This window comes from Candidatus Nanopelagicales bacterium, assembly GCA_037045355.1.
Taxonomy (GTDB): Bacteria; Actinomycetota; Actinomycetes; order S36-B12.
In genome coordinates this window covers 286,573-300,626 of the sequence record JBAOHO010000008.1, presented here as the reverse complement: position 1 = coordinate 300,626, position 14,054 = coordinate 286,573, and the positions used below count along the sequence as shown (strand labels likewise).

The window sequence follows — 14,054 nt, the reverse complement described above, 5'->3', positions numbered from 1 at the left end:
GGAAGGACTATCGTGCTCTCACGGATCATCCGCCATCTCACGCCCACCACCGTCGTCCACGCTCACTGCGACCTGCCCTGCGGTGTGTACGACCCGGCCCAGGCCCGGATCGAGGCCCAGTCGGTCAAGGCCATCATCGAGAAGCACAACGCCTCCGACGATCCCGAGTTCCGCACCCGCGCGATCACCATCAAGGAGGAACGCTCGAACCTCGTGAAGGAGCACCTGTGGGTGCTATGGACGGATTACTTCAAGCCCCCTCACTTCGAGAAGTACCCCAACTTGAACTCGCTGTTCAACGAGGCGACGAAGTTGGCCGGCGCCGGAGGGACCAAGGGCTCGACCGATGTCGCGGTCGCTGACGAACTCCTGGCCAAGATCGACGAGATCGCCGACATCTTCTGGGAAACGAAGAAAGCCTGACGTGGCGGACTCCGGTCACGTTCACCTGCGGATTCCGGCCGCCAGTTCGTACCTGGCGCTGGCCCGCGCGACGACCGCCGGTGTCTGTGCGGGACTGGATTTTCCGTTGGAACGCCTTGAGGACTTGTCGTTGGCGGTCGACGAGGCGATCTCGCTGCTGCTGCTCGACAGCGTCCCCGGCACTGATCTCGAGTGCTCCTGGCAGCCGACCGACGACGGTGTGCTGATCGCGATCACATCGACGAGTTCATCGGGTCGGACCCCACGGACGACGACGTTCTCCTGGACCGTGCTCACCGCGCTGGTTTCCGAGGCGAATGCCGCCATCGAGGACGGTCGGGTGACCCTCACCCTGCAGGCGAACCGAGAACTGGTGAGTGTCCAGTGACCGTGACGCGGGGCCGCTCTCGCCGCTGGACCGAACGCGACCGTGAGCGCGAGCACGTGATCCTCGCCGAGCTCGCGAACATGCCGGATACGGACCCACGCCACAAGCCGCTGCGCGATGAGCTGGTCACGATGAACCTGCCGCTGGTGGAGCACCTCGCGCGGCGATTCCGGGATCGAGGCGAGGCGCACGACGACCTCGTCCAGGTGGGAACCGTCGGCTTGATCAAGGCGGTCGACCGGTTCGACTCCGGACGCGGCGTCGAATTCTCGACGTACGCGACGCCGACCATCGTCGGCGAGATCAAGCGACATTTCCGCGACCGCGGCTGGGCGGTGCGGGTGCCCCGACGCCTGCAGGAACTGCGCATCTCCTTGTCGCGAGCCTCACAGGAGTTGTCCCAGACGTCAGGACGATCGCCCACAGTCGCCGAGTTGGCCGCCTACCTGGAGATCTCGGAGGACGAGGTGCTCGAGGGGCTTGAGTCCGCCCAGGCCTACGCGACGGCGTCTCTCGACGCCGGGACGAGCAGCGGAGACGATGGCGATTCGCTCAGCCTGGGTGACACGTTGGGCAGCGAAGACGACGCCTTGGCGGGGGTGGACAACCGCGAGTCCCTCAAGCCGCTGTTGGCCGAACTGGGCGAACGCGAGCGTCGCATCCTGATGCTGCGCTTTTTCAAGAATCAGACCCAGTCCCAGATCGCAGCCGAGATGGGGATCTCTCAGATGCACGTGTCGCGCATTCTGGCCCGCACCCTGGCCCAACTGCGCAGCGGCATGCTCGACGAGTACTGATCACCAGCACCTCCCGGCCGCGAGCGACCGCTCGTCACACCACAATTCGCAGCGCACGTGGAACGCTCACGATGCGCAACTCCTGCTGGTCTCCCAACGCCTCACCATCGATCTGGACGGCGACCGGCCGCTGGGCCTTCAACGTCAGTTCAGCGATGTCGCGTCCCACGAAGAGTCCCTTGGTCGAGTCGGCCTGGCTGCCCATGAGCAGACGCCGCGCCCAACGCAGTGACGGCAGCACCCGCAGATCCCGGATCGCGAAGACATCCAAATCCTCATCGAAGTTGGCTCCCGGGTTGGGATTGACGGCAAGCTCCCCGAAGAAGGTCCAGGGCGCGGAGTTCTGGACGATGGCCAGGAACACGTGATCGATGTCCGGCTCGCCGGGCTGTTCGATCGTGATGGCCGGCTCCTTGCGGTCGGTCCCGGCGAAGTACTCGCGCAACGTGGTGGCGAAGTACCTGGCCGGTGACGCCTTCTTCCCCGCCGCTCGTTGCCGCTCCATGGCGGCAATTATCTCGGCGTCCAAGCCCATGCCGACGTTCATGGTGAACCACCGGTCGCCCGCCCGTCCGAGGCTGATCGTGCGCCAGCGGTGGCCGTGCAGCCCTCCCAACAACACGCCGGTCGCCTCCACGGCGTCTCGCGGCAGGCCGGTGGACCGAGCCAAGACGTTCGCCGATCCGCCCGGCACTGTGGCGAGAGCCGGGACCTTGGGGCCGGGTCCATCGACCAGCAAGCCGTTGACGACCTCGTTGATCGTGCCGTCCCCCCCGAGGGTGATGACGACATCGAGTCCATCCCGCAATGCCTGCTCCCCCAACTCCCGGGCATGGCCGGGGTGCGTGGTCATGACGACGTCGAGATCGACCTCGCTGCGGAATGCCGACACGATGACATCGCGGACACGCTCGTTGGTCGTAGTCGCGTTCGGGTTGACGACAAGAAGTCCGCGCATCCGCCGAGGGTAGTACTGACCTACGCTGGTTCCCATGCCGCCGACCGCACGGGCTGTGACAGCCGTGATCGCCGCGGCCGAGGGGCTGACCTTGCTCGGTTACGCGGGCAGCATCACGTGGGTAGCCGTGACATCGGGCCTGCAAGGGCCCGTCGAGGTATCGTCTCCGGCCGGGGTCACGGTCGAGATCCTCGTGTTCGCACTGTTCGGGGCCGGCGTGCTGGCCTTGGCCGTGGGACGTTGGCGCGGCACGGGGTGGTCCACCGTTCCTTTTGTCGTCGTCCAGCTGCTGGCCCTGACCGTGGGCATCCCGCTGGCCACCGGTACCGGCGGCGCCGTCCCCGCCGGGGTGGTGATCACGGCGGCGGCTGTGATCGGCCTCGGCGGTGTGGTCATGGACCGCATCAACGCCGAACCGGGGCAGCCCTCGCAACCCTGATGGCAAACAGGTGTGACGAACACCTCACGCACATGGGCGGCCACGCTGGCTGTTGCTCTTGTGTGGTCTCGGGGAACCTGAAACCCTTAAGGAGTCGGTCTGGAGCCGACAACGTGGGGGTCTGGTAGCAACCGCAACACACCTGGTGCGTGCTGCTGCTCGGCCTTGCTCGTGAATCGTTTCACATGCGTTTCCGGACAGTCCGGGAGCACCTGAGGAGGACCGCATGGACTGGCGCCACTCCGCCGCCTGCCGTGATGAAGAGCCCGAGCTGTTCTTCCCCATCGGGAACACAGGTCCTGCCCTGCAACAGATCGATGACGCGAAGCGCGTCTGCAACACCTGCGATGTCGCAGAGCCCTGCCTCAACTGGGCGATCGAGACCGGCCAGGATGCCGGCGTGTGGGGCGGTCTGAGCGAAGACGAGCGCCGCTCCCTGAAGCGCCGTCGGGCCCGCGAGCGCGCCCGCACCGCCTGAACCGAGAGCGGACCTGAACCGAGAGCGGACCTGAACCGAGAGCGGACCTGAGCCAAGAGCGGGACCTGAGCCGAGAGCGGACCGAACTCAGAGCGGACATGAGATGGTCACTTCGGTGGCCATCTTGGCTACCTCTGGACGACCCTCCTCCCCGCGACGCTCCTCCCTGCGGCCCTCCTCCCCGCGACCAGGCCCACTCGTGATCTCCAAGGTCCCGCCCAACTGATCTGTCACGAGGGTCCGGACGATCTGCAAGCCCAGACCCGCCGCGGTCTCCGGATCGAATCCTCGACCGTCATCAGCGACTTCCAACACCAGTTCGGCACTCTCTCGTTCGGCCCGCACCAGCACATGGTCGGCACCGCTGTGCTCCATCGCGTTGAGCAGGATCTCCGCGAAGACCATGGCCAGAGGGGTGGCGACCGTCGACGGCAGAACCCCGAATGACCCGGCGACGCTCACGCGTGGCTGCCGGTCCTGGGCGGCCGCCGCATCGCGGGCCATAGCCAGCACTCGCCGCGAGATCTCATCGAAGTCGACCTGTTCACCCGGGCTGCGCGACAGGGAGTCATGGACCAATGCAATCGTGCTGACGCGGGCGACAGCGTCCAGCAGCGCGGAGCGCGGCGCTCCGTCGGGAAGTCGGCGTGCCTGCAGCCGCAGGAGCGACCCCACGGTCTGCAGGTTGTTCTTCACCCGGTGGTGGATCTCCCGGATCGTGGCGTCCTTGGACAACAGCGCCCGCTCCCGACGGCGGACGTCGGAGACGTCTCGGACGAGCACGACGGCCCCGGCCGGTCCCCGACTGTCGCGCAAGGGCAGCGATCGCAGAGTCAGAATCGCGGTGGGCGACGAGAACTCGGCTTCGCCGGCGACCTCGCCGGCGGCGATCCGCAGTTGCAGTTGGTCGACGGGTTCATGCCGACGCGCTGACAGCACCAATTCGTCGGCGAGGTGGGAGTCGGCGGGCAGGTCACCGATCCCGAACTGGCGCAGACAGGTACGAGCGTTGGGAGACGCGTATCTGATGCACCCGTCGGCATCCAAGCGCAAGAGCCCGTCGCCCACGCGTGGTGCGTCACCACCCAGCAGACCACCGGTCGGTAGCGGGAACTCACCTCGCGCGATCATGCCGAGGAGAACATCGCTGGCACTCAGATACTGACGTTCGAGTTCGCCGAGCCGACGTTGATCGATCTGGCTGTACCGGGCGATGACGGCCACGACTTGGCCGTCGAAGGGCACCGGTATGGCTTCGATCGGCTCGGGCACTTTGGCGCTGCCCAACCGAACCGCACGGTCACCACCACCGCGGGCGGGTTCTGCCGACTGCAGCGCCCGCTCGAGGGTGAGAGCCTGGGAGCGCGGCAGGAAGGCGGCCATCAGGTCCTCGGTCATGGCGGTGGGGGCAGTCGATGGGCGAACATGCGCGGCGACGTACCAGCCGGCCGCGTCCCAGGTGCGCACGAACAGAACCAAATCCGAGAAGCTCAGGTCGGCGAGGAGTGACCACTCTCGGATCAGGGCCGACAGGTACTCACGTTCGGCCGCGGACAGTTCCGTCCGAGTGCGGACCACGCTCTCCCATGACGCCATACCTCGGTGGTTACCAGGTTTTGGCGTCTTGCGACAGTCCCGGCCCTGACCTCACAGCATGCCGGGCGGTTCAGTGTCCGTCGCGGTTGCCGAAATCCGATTCGATGGCGGTGCGCACGACAGTGTCGATGTAGTTCGTCACGGGCGGGCAATCGATCCCCAGCGGCGCCAGGTGCCGGTCCGCCCCCGACGTGTCGAACTGCAACCGCAGTTCCAGGTACGGGCGGTAGACGAGGCCGGTGGCCAGCGTGCGTCGCAATCGTGGCGACGGCGCCAACATCAGGGCAGGTCGGATGGTCGCTCGGAAAAGGGCGGGAGGGACGAGCATCGGCGGGCGCCGCTCGAGGAGTCGGAACACGTGTCCGAACAACTCCCCCGTGGTGGTGTCGCGGTCGGGCCCCGCGGCCAGGTGAAATGTTCCCCCCAGGGTGTGAGCATCTGCCGCCAGCCCCAGTACCGCATCCGCGACGAAGTCCACCGGAACGATGTCCAGCGTGCAGTCAGGATCGAACGGCACTACCGGCAGCCATCCCCGGGCGATGACCTTCAGCGGCCAGTACAGGACCTTCCACGCCCCCGTCGCGCCGGTGCGCGAGTCCCCGACGACGATCGACGGCCGGTGCACTGCGATGGGCAGATCGGACATGGCGGCGCGCAGCAGTTCCTCGGACTCGAACTTGGTCTGTTCGTAGGTGTTGTGAAAACCGGCCACCGGGCGCTGGAGGTCCGCCTCGAACACGAGTCCGGAGCGACGTCCAGCGACGTAGCAGGTGGAGATCGCGTCGATGCGTTCCAGCGCCGGGAGCCGACGACACGCGGCCAGGAGGTTGGCGGTGCCGGTGACATTGATGGCGCGGGCCTGCGCGATGGGGAGGTCGAAGGACACCGACGCGGCGCTGTGGATCACGTGGGTGACACCCGTCAGGTTCCGGGCGGGTACGCCCAGACCGGGTTCTCGGACGTCGCCGGCGATCGCGCGCACTCCGGTGGGAACGCCCATGCGGCGGCACAGTTGGTCGAGTCGCTCCTGCGCGGACTGGGTGTCGCTGGGGCGGACCAGGCACGAGACGTCGGAGTACCGGCCGCCGGTGACGGCGCGTGCGAGAATCTCTCGACCGACCATGCCCGTGGCGCCGGTGAGCAGCAGGTGAGCCACCGGCCGAACGTATCGCACGGAGGTCCCATGATTCGCCGGGTACTGTCTGGGGCGTTGGGGTCCCTGATCGCCGCGCTGTCTCTCACGGCCTGCGGGACCGCCACGTTCAACAACGAATTCACCGTGTCCGTCACCGACCCGCGGGATCGACTCGGGACCGATGAAGTGCAGGTCTCGGTGTTCGACCCTCAGATGGGATTCCCCGAAAGAGGGACACGGACCGCCGAGTCGATCGGCGTGACAACTGCGGGCCAGCCGTACTCCGCCACCGTTTTCACGACGGACACCAAGATGATCGGCGACTCGAGTCCACCCCGCACGGTTTCCGTCGGGGTCTATCTGCCGCAGTTGCAGGGGGACGGGTACTACGGAGTCCGTCTCGATCCGGCGGACGGTGCGACGGTGGACTATCTGGCTCCGTTCGTATCCTTCAACGCCGGGTACGAAGCCCCCGGGGAGAAGCGCAAGACAGCTCCGCCGCTGCCTATGCGCATCACATCCGTGGCGGGCGACAACGGCTGGGAGATCGCGATCATCGCGGAAGTCAGTTGACGGCGGCCACCCGCGAGTTGATGGCGCGGACCAGTCGCTCCGTGGCGGCGGGGCTCTGCTTGAGGAACAACGACGGCTCCACGAGTTCGAGTTCGGCCAGTAGCGGCTGGTCATGGTCGTCGCGGATCAGATCGATCCGCGCATAGAGCAGTTCGTGGGGGATGTCGGCCACGATCTCCTGGGCGACCTCCCGTTCGGTCGAGCTGATGGGCAGCGCTTCGGACACCGACTCCGGATCGTCACCGAGTCGAGGGCTCTTGCGCACGGCGTGGGTGAGTTCGCCGTCGATCCAGATGACCGACCGTTCCCCGTACTCCTCGACCGACGGCATGTAGGGCTGCACCATGGCTTCCCGCTCGGAGGTGAGGCGGTTCCAGAAGGCCACAGCGTCGGCGGACTCCGGGTCGCGGATGCGCTCTGTCAGGTAGGAGCCGGCGCCCACGACGGGTTTGGCGACGACATCGGACCACAGGTTGTCATCCATGACCTCCGCCAACCGGGTGGTCGAGCCCTGGGGCAGCCACGCGGTCGGCACGATCGGTACACCCCGGTCGGCCAGGTTCTGCAGATACCCCTTGTGGGTGTTCCAGGTGATGACGGCGGCAGGGTTGAGCAAGGTGGTGACGGAAGCCGTCGAATGCACCCACGACGTGAAGCGCGCCAGGTGATCGATGTAGTTCCAGGTGGATCGGATCACGGCCAGTCCGAAACTGCGCCATTCGACAGCGGGATCGTCCCAGGCGACCAGCTCCGCCTCCACACCCACACGGGAAAGAGCGCTCATCAACAGGTCCTGGTCGGGATCCGGTTCGGGCATGGTCAGGCACGTGACGACGGCGACGGTGGTCATGGCCACATTCAACACGGCCGCGACCGCGAGCACGGCTTGAGTCGCCGCTGATCCCCGGTGGGTAGTGTTCGGGCCATGACCGACAACACCCCGGAATCGACCCTTTCAGGGCACGGCGGCACTCATGTCGTCGCGGCTGCCGCTGCTCACGGGCAGGACGTCATGTGGACGCTGTCCGGTGCGCACGTCTTTCCCGTGTATGACGCCGCCGTAGGCGGGGCCGACGCCGTGGCTGCGACTGCGGGTGACACCCGGCGCGCCGAACGTGAGGGGCCGATGCGCCTCATCGACGTCCGTCACGAGGCCACCGCCGCTTTCGCGGCGGAGGCAACCGGCAAGTTGACCCGGACCCCTGGCCTCGCGGTCGTCACGGCGGGCCCTGGAGTCACCAACACCGTGAGCGCCATCACCGGGGCCTGGTTCAACGGATCGCCCATGGTGGTTCTGGGCGGCCGCTCTCCGGCAGGACGGTGGGGTACGGGGGCTTTGCAGGAACTCGATCATCCGCCGCTGGTGGACAGTGTCACCAAAGCGGCGTTCACCGTCTCGGAACCGGCGCAGGTCGGCAGCGAAATCGACCGCGCCTTCCGGGTGGCCGGCACCCCGCACCGCGGACCCGTGTTCGTCGATGTTCCGATGGACGTGCTGTTCTCGCACGGGGAGTCGACTCCTCCGCGGGGTGTTCCTGATGCCGCGGCCGAACCCGACTCCGCGGCTGTCCAGCACGTGGCCGAGTTGCTCGCCAGCGCACAGCGGCCGGTGCTGGTGCTGGGCGGGGATGTCTGGGCCGGCGGCGCCGAGGTGATCGCCCGCGAGGTCGTCGAGGAACTGGGTCTGCCGGTGATCGCCAACGGTATGGGGCGCGGGATCCTGCCGCGCGGGCACGACTGCCTGGTGACGCGGGCGCGCTCCGCGGCATTCGCGTCCGCAGACCTTGTCGTCGTGGTGGGGGCACCCCTGGACTTCCGGCTCGGATACGGGCGCTTCGGCGGCGCCGGCGATGCACCACCGGCCCTGGTCGTGCATATCGCTGACTCCGCGTCCCACATCGCGGCGCATGTGGATCTGGCAGCACAGGTGGCGGGGGATCTCGGGGCGATCCTGCACGGCATCGGCGCAGCTTACGGGAGGCATGAGACCACCGATCACCGCGGCTGGACCCGGGAATTACTCGAGCGCCACCGTGCCGCGGTGGCGGCGGACGCGCCGGACCTCGCCAGCAGCGCCGACCCCATCCATCCGGCCCGTGTGTATGGGGAACTCATCCCCCGTTTGGCGGACGACGCAGTGGTGATCGGCGACGGCGGCGATTTCGTATCCTTCGCCGGTCGTTACATCGAACCAATGCGGCCGGGCCGCTGGCTGGACCCAGGTCCGTACGGTTGCCTCGGCACTGGACTGGGCTACGCCATGGCGGCGCGGGTCGCACATCCGGGCAGCCAGATCGTGTTGCTGCTCGGCGACGGCGCAGCGGGCTTCTCGCTGATGGACATCGACACCCTCGTGCGTCATGACCTGCCGGTGGTGATGGTCGTGGGCAACAACAAGTCGTGGGCGCTGGAGAAGCACCCGATGAAGTTCCTCTACGGGTACGACGTCATCGCCGACCTGCTCCCGACCCGCTACGACGAGGTCGCGAGTGCGCTGGGCGGCGCCGGTGAGACGGTCAGCGATCCCGGAGACATCGGCCCGGCGCTCGACCGTGCGTTCGCATCAGGAGTGCCCTACCTGGTGAATGTGCTCACGGACACCGATATCGCTTATCCGCGCAGCACGACAGGCGTGTGACCGACCGAACCGAGTCGATCATCCCCCGAACTCGGCCTTGTCCACGACCATGCGGTCGATGACACCGAACAGGGCGGTCGATCCATCGAGATTCACGAGTGCGACGTCGAATACGCATCTGCGCCGCTCGGTCAGCGCGACGACTGCCGTGACAACAACAGTGTCGTCCACCCGTGAGGGCTTGACGTGGTCGACAACCACCCGGACTCCCACGGTGGTCTCGCCAGGTTCGAGTCGCTCGGCTACGGCGGCGCAAGTGGCTGCCTCGACCCACGCGATCCCTCGTGGGGTGGCGAGCACATCGACGTCGCCACTTCCCAGCGCCACGGCGGTGTCCTCGGGCCCCACCACGAACTCGAGGGTGGCCGAATCCCCCACCTGAATGTCACTCATGGGAGCAAACCTACCCATACTCACCAGGAACCGCAGTGGGGGCTCTGACGGAGAGCGACTGAGTCGTTACTGAACGAGGCCGAGTCGACGCAACTCCACGATGAGGTCGTGGGGGTTGCTGGACGATGCCAGGGCAGCATCGAGGCTGACGACTCCGTCGGCGAACAACTTCGTCAGATGCTGGTCGAAGGTCTGCATTCCGTAGTAGCCGCCCTCGGCGACCAGCTGCCCGATCATGGATGTCTTGTCAGGATCGCTCACCGCGTCGGCGACCCGACCGGTGTTGATGCAGACCTCCATCGCTGCCGCGCGCCCGGTTCCATCCGCCTTGGGCACCAGTCGCTGACACAGGATTCCCCGCAGGGCCCCGGCGAGACTCAGGCGGACCTGGCGCTGCTCGTGGGGAGGAAAGAAGTCGATGATGCGCGTCACTGTCTCCTCGGAGTCCACCGTATGCAAGGTCGACATGACGAAGTGACCCGTCTCAGCAGCCGAGATGGCAGCCCGCACCGTCTCGATGTCCCGCATCTCACCGACCATGATGACGTCGGGGTCCTGGCGCATGGCTGCGCGCATGGCGTTGGCGAAACTACCTGTGTCCACGTGGACTTCACGCTGATTGATCATCGCGATCTTGTCCTCGTGGATCACCTCGATCGGGTCCTCGATGGTGACGACGTGAACCTCACGGTTGACGTTGATGTGATCGACCATGCCGGCGAGCGTGGTCGTCTTGCCGCACCCGGTGGGTCCTGTGACCAACACCAGTCCGCGCGGTTCGAGCGCCAACGGTGCCACTACGTCGGGCAGGGCCAAATCGGACAGTGGTGTGGCTCCGATCGCCACTGAACGGAACACCAGTCCGGCGGTTCCGCGCTGTCGGAATGCGTTCACGCGGAACCGACCGACCCGTTCCATGGCGTAGGCGAAGTCGGCTTCGTTGGTGGTCTCGAAGGAGTCGACGAGATCGCTGCGGAGCACTTCGTGCACCATGTGTTCGGTGTCGCTGGCGGTGAGCACCGGCGCATCGAGTCGGCGCAGCCGACCATCGACGCGAATCCTGGGGGGTGAGCCCACCTTGCAATGCAAGTCGGACCCCCCCGAGTCAATCAGGGCGCGCAGATAGGGCATCACCGACTGTGGTCCGCTGCGAGGTTGCTGTTGCCAGCGCGCCGCCATCTCCGGGGCAGGAGTTGTCACGTCAGGGGTTTCGGAAGGAACCTTCATGGGCTTGAGTCGAGTCACCTCCGTCCGCATCCACCGTCAGGGCTAGTCTGGCGCACATCACTCCCACTTAGAACCACAACGAGGAGAGCATCATGAGCCAACGAGCCCGCAAGCGCCGCGCACGCAAGAACAAACCCGCCAACGGCGGCAAGCGCCCCAACTCCTGATTCCGTGTCGCGCACCGTCATCATCACCGGGGGCGCCTCCGGCATCGGCGCCGGCCTGGCCCGGGCGCTGGCCCGGCGTGGGGACACTCTCGTGCTCGCCGACATCGACGTGTCCGGGGCCGAGGCACTCGCCGACACTCTCAGCCGGACCACACAAGCGTCGGTCATCGGCGCCGAACTGGACGTCCGCGACGCAGCCGCGGTCCGACAGTTGGTGGACGACACAGTCGCGCGCACCGGCCGCCTGGACGTCATGTTCAACAACGCCGGCATCGGTGTCGGCGGCGAATCCCTGGAGTTGGATGTCGCGCATTGGGACCGCGTCATCGACGTGAATCTGCGCGGAGTCGTGCACGGCGTGACAGCGGCCCTGCCACACATGGTCCGTCAAGGCGACGGTCACATCGTGAACACGGCGTCATTGGCCGGCCTCGTGCCCGCGCCCTTCCTCGCCCCATACTCGGCCACCAAACATGCCGTAGTCGGGATGACGTTGTCGCTGCGCGTGGAGTTCGCCGATCGCGGTGTTCGCTTCTCGGCGCTGTGTCCGGGATTCACGGACACTCCGATCCTGGACAAGGAGATGCCCGACGATCTGCCCCCAGTGACGATCAGGCAACCAGTCCGCGAGATGGCCCAGGCGCTGCCTGGCGGTGTCTACGAACTGGACAAGTTGGTGGTGGACATCCTGCGCGGCCTCGACCACAACGATCCGCTGATCGTCGCGCCGGCGACAGCCCGTGCCGCGTGGCGATCGTTCCGGACTTCACCGGCCATGGTGTTGCGGGTAATCACCAAGCAGCTCCGCGGCCAGGCGGCCAAGGCAGGCGGCCCCCCCACGTAGCGGACCGCGGTCCAGGGGGCAACTATGGAGACATGCCCACCGCCGACCGCATCGAGGACATCGAGACAACCGTGGGGCTGGCCCGTACGCACCAGTTTGCCGTGCGCCGGGGGGTCCCGCGGGCCACGCTGGCACTCGGGCACGGGGCCGGCGGCGGCATCGACGCATGGGATCTGCAGCGACTGGCCCACGATCTGCCGCGCATCGGAGTCGACGTGTTCCTGGTCGAACAACCATGGCGCGTGTCCGGCAAGAAGGTCGGCCCCTCCGCCGACCAGGCAGATGCGGCTTTCCGCGAAGTCGTCACCGACATCAAGCGCTCCGGAGATGCCCTGCGCCGCCTCGTCATCGGCGGTCGCAGCACGGGCGCACGCATCGCCTGTCGGACAGCGGGCGCCTTGGGCGCGGACGCCGTCTTGTGTCTCGCGTTTCCCCTGCATCGACCCGGGCGTCCCAGCCCCACCCGCATCGATGAGCTGGTCGCCGCCAGCCACCACTGTCCCGTGACCGTCGTTCAGGGCGATCGCGACACCTTCGGCACGCCACTGGAGATCGCCGACGAGCTCGCGGAACACAATGCGGCCGCTCTGGTCGTCTCGGCCCCGTGGGCAGACCACTCTTTCGCCATCCCGAAGAAGGCGACGGTCACACGTGACGAAGTCGGGCTCGTGTTGTTCGAGACTGCACGCCGGGTACTGCTGAACCGCTCCGGCGGGCGCGGAATGCTGCTGTGAGACAGGCAGACCCACTGAACCCAGGGAATGCCCGCGACCAACGATGACGTTGTGGCCCTTGTCGAAGACGTCGAAGACGTCGAGGAACGTTGCAGAACGTCGAAGACGTCGAGGAACGTTGCAGAACTGGGCATCAACCGATGCCCAGCGGCGCGAAGCCCTATGGCGACGAGGAGCATTTCAGTGGCAATGGCGACGACACTGATGGCGGGAACGGACGCGCCGGTTCCCAAGGAATATGTGCGCTCTCCGCACCTGGTGCCATTCCCCGGCCCGGCGATCCGAACCGATCACCCCGTAGGCTTTGCCGTGATGGACACCCAGCCCGCCCAGGAATCCGAGGCCGAACGCAAGGCTCGCTTCGAGCGCGACGCCCTGCCCTATCTCGACCAGTTGTACGGCGGCGCCCTGCGAATGACCCGCAACCCAGCGGATGCGGAGGACCTCCTGCAGGAGACGTTCGTCAAGGCCTACTCCGCGTTCCATCAATACAAGGACGGCACCAACATCAAGGCCTGGTTGTGGCGCATCCTGACCAACACCTACATCAACAGTTACCGCAAGAAACAGCGCCAACCCACGCAAGCCAGTGGCGACTTGGAGGACTGGCAGATGGTGCAGGCGGGCGTGCAACCGACCGAGGGCCTGCGCCCGGCGGATGTGGAGGCCATGCTGCGTCTTCCCGACCCCACGATCGCCGAAGCGGTGCGCGCTCTTCCCGATGACTTCCGCACGGCGGTCTTGTACGCCGATGTCGACGGCCTGAGCTACAAGGAGATCGCCGAGAAGATGGGCACTCCGGTCGGAACCGTCATGTCCCGGCTGCACCGGGGCCGCAAGCTCCTGCGCGAAATGCTCGGTGACTACGCACGCGAACAGGGTCTGGTACCCAGCGGGACGGAGGTGGACTGATGGCCTGCGAAGACGACCCCGATTGCCTGGAGACGCTGCAGCATCTCGACGAGTTCATCGATGCCGAGATGAGCCCCGAACTCTTCGCGCAACTGCAGCATCACTTGGAGACCTGCCCACCGTGCTTGGAGCAGTACTCCGAGTACCAGGATCTGCGCTGGCGCATCGCCAGTTCCTGCGGCTGTCGCACCGCGCCGAATGAACTTCGTGAACGCATCATGACCAGCATCACCGAAGTGCGGGTGACGGCGGGATTCACGACTCTGACCGTGCGCCGCACGGAGATCCGCGCGGACTGACCCTTGATCGTCGCGCCTCCTGCCTCGGTGACCAGTGGGACCCAAGACACCGG

General features: G+C 66.6%; 17 protein-coding genes. 11 read left to right on the top strand and 6 right to left on the bottom strand.

All coding sequences use genetic code 11. From position 1 onward, the window contains the following. Positions 1 to 12 precede the first annotated feature (12 nt). The 3 genes from sodN to V9E98_02430 are packed head-to-tail and all read left to right on the top strand — an operon-like array spanning position 13 to position 1,608. Entirely contained in the window at positions 13 to 423 is a 411-nt protein-coding gene (sodN, locus tag V9E98_02440) for a superoxide dismutase, Ni (GenBank protein ID MEI2715850.1), read from the top strand. A 1-nt stretch (position 424) separates the two neighbouring features. After that, positions 425 to 811, top strand: a complete 387-nt coding sequence (locus V9E98_02435; GenBank protein MEI2715849.1) for an anti-sigma regulatory factor — start codon at positions 425 to 427, stop codon at positions 809 to 811. Then, on the top strand, positions 808 to 1,608 hold the full coding sequence (locus V9E98_02430; protein ID MEI2715848.1) for an RNA polymerase sigma factor SigF: 801 nt from the start codon (positions 808 to 810) through the stop codon (positions 1,606 to 1,608). The genes V9E98_02435 and V9E98_02430 overlap by 4 nt, the downstream gene beginning before the upstream one ends. A 34-nt stretch (positions 1,609 to 1,642) precedes the next feature. Here the strand turns inward: V9E98_02430 and V9E98_02425 are convergent, their stop codons facing one another. Continuing rightward, positions 1,643 to 2,566: a diacylglycerol kinase family protein gene (locus V9E98_02425; protein ID MEI2715847.1), complete on the bottom strand. Its 924-nt coding sequence runs from the start codon at positions 2,564 to 2,566 to the stop codon at positions 1,643 to 1,645. A 34-nt stretch (positions 2,567 to 2,600) separates the two neighbouring features. Between V9E98_02425 and V9E98_02420 the strand changes: the two genes are divergently transcribed. Next, on the top strand, positions 2,601 to 3,005 hold the full coding sequence (locus V9E98_02420) for a hypothetical protein (protein MEI2715846.1): 405 nt from the start codon (positions 2,601 to 2,603) through the stop codon (positions 3,003 to 3,005). 226 nt (positions 3,006 to 3,231) lie between these two features. Next, positions 3,232 to 3,483 (top strand): WhiB family transcriptional regulator, encoded by a 252-nt coding sequence (locus V9E98_02415; GenBank protein MEI2715845.1) that lies wholly within the window; start codon positions 3,232 to 3,234, stop codon positions 3,481 to 3,483. Positions 3,484 to 3,570: 87 nt separating this feature from the next. On the opposite strand, the gene V9E98_02410 is transcribed toward V9E98_02415, so the two are convergent. Further along, positions 3,571 to 5,079, bottom strand: coding sequence for a histidine kinase N-terminal domain-containing protein (locus V9E98_02410; GenBank protein MEI2715844.1), 1,509 nt, complete (start codon positions 5,077 to 5,079; stop codon positions 3,571 to 3,573). Positions 5,080 to 5,149: 70 nt separating this feature from the next. Continuing rightward, positions 5,150 to 6,235: an SDR family oxidoreductase gene (locus tag V9E98_02405; GenBank protein ID MEI2715843.1), complete on the bottom strand. Its 1,086-nt coding sequence runs from the start codon at positions 6,233 to 6,235 to the stop codon at positions 5,150 to 5,152. A gap of 27 nt (positions 6,236 to 6,262) precedes the next feature. Between V9E98_02405 and V9E98_02400 the strand changes: the two genes are divergently transcribed. Continuing rightward, the gene (locus V9E98_02400) at positions 6,263 to 6,787 is read left to right on the top strand and encodes a hypothetical protein (protein ID MEI2715842.1); all 525 of its coding nucleotides are present in this window, start codon (positions 6,263 to 6,265) and stop codon (positions 6,785 to 6,787) included. On the opposite strand, the gene V9E98_02395 is transcribed toward V9E98_02400, so the two are convergent. After that, positions 6,780 to 7,637: a hypothetical protein gene (locus tag V9E98_02395; protein ID MEI2715841.1), complete on the bottom strand. Its 858-nt coding sequence runs from the start codon at positions 7,635 to 7,637 to the stop codon at positions 6,780 to 6,782. The genes V9E98_02400 and V9E98_02395 overlap by 8 nt on opposite strands. Before the next feature lie 75 nt (positions 7,638 to 7,712). On the opposite strand from V9E98_02395, the gene V9E98_02390 reads away from it, so the two are divergent. Then, on the top strand, positions 7,713 to 9,425 hold the full coding sequence (locus tag V9E98_02390; protein MEI2715840.1) for an acetolactate synthase: 1,713 nt from the start codon (positions 7,713 to 7,715) through the stop codon (positions 9,423 to 9,425). An 18-nt stretch (positions 9,426 to 9,443) separates the two neighbouring features. Here V9E98_02390 and V9E98_02385 read toward each other — a convergent pair whose 3' ends face one another. Together V9E98_02385 and V9E98_02380 are read right to left on the bottom strand one after the other, a co-directional pair. After that, positions 9,444 to 9,818, bottom strand: a complete 375-nt coding sequence (locus V9E98_02385; protein ID MEI2715839.1) for a hotdog domain-containing protein — start codon at positions 9,816 to 9,818, stop codon at positions 9,444 to 9,446. Positions 9,819 to 9,884: 66 nt separating this feature from the next. Further along, a complete protein-coding gene (locus V9E98_02380; protein ID MEI2715838.1) occupies positions 9,885 to 11,045 on the bottom strand; it encodes a PilT/PilU family type 4a pilus ATPase in 1,161 nt (386 codons plus the stop codon). Positions 11,046 to 11,216: 171 nt separating this feature from the next. Here V9E98_02380 and V9E98_02375 point away from each other — a divergent pair, with 171 nt between their 5' ends. From V9E98_02375 to rsrA, 4 genes are all read left to right on the top strand, one after another. Next, the gene (locus tag V9E98_02375) at positions 11,217 to 12,056 is read left to right on the top strand and encodes an SDR family oxidoreductase (protein ID MEI2715837.1); all 840 of its coding nucleotides are present in this window, start codon (positions 11,217 to 11,219) and stop codon (positions 12,054 to 12,056) included. A 32-nt stretch (positions 12,057 to 12,088) separates the two neighbouring features. After that, positions 12,089 to 12,790: an alpha/beta family hydrolase gene (locus V9E98_02370; protein ID MEI2715836.1), complete on the top strand. Its 702-nt coding sequence runs from the start codon at positions 12,089 to 12,091 to the stop codon at positions 12,788 to 12,790. A gap of 189 nt (positions 12,791 to 12,979) precedes the next feature. Further along, positions 12,980 to 13,702 (top strand): sigma-70 family RNA polymerase sigma factor, encoded by a 723-nt coding sequence (locus V9E98_02365; protein ID MEI2715835.1) that lies wholly within the window; start codon positions 12,980 to 12,982, stop codon positions 13,700 to 13,702. After that, complete coding sequence (rsrA, locus tag V9E98_02360) at positions 13,702 to 14,001, top strand: mycothiol system anti-sigma-R factor (GenBank protein MEI2715834.1); 300 nt, start codon at positions 13,702 to 13,704, stop codon at positions 13,999 to 14,001. The genes V9E98_02365 and rsrA overlap by 1 nt, the downstream gene beginning before the upstream one ends. The last annotated feature ends 53 nt before the right edge of the window (positions 14,002 to 14,054 follow it).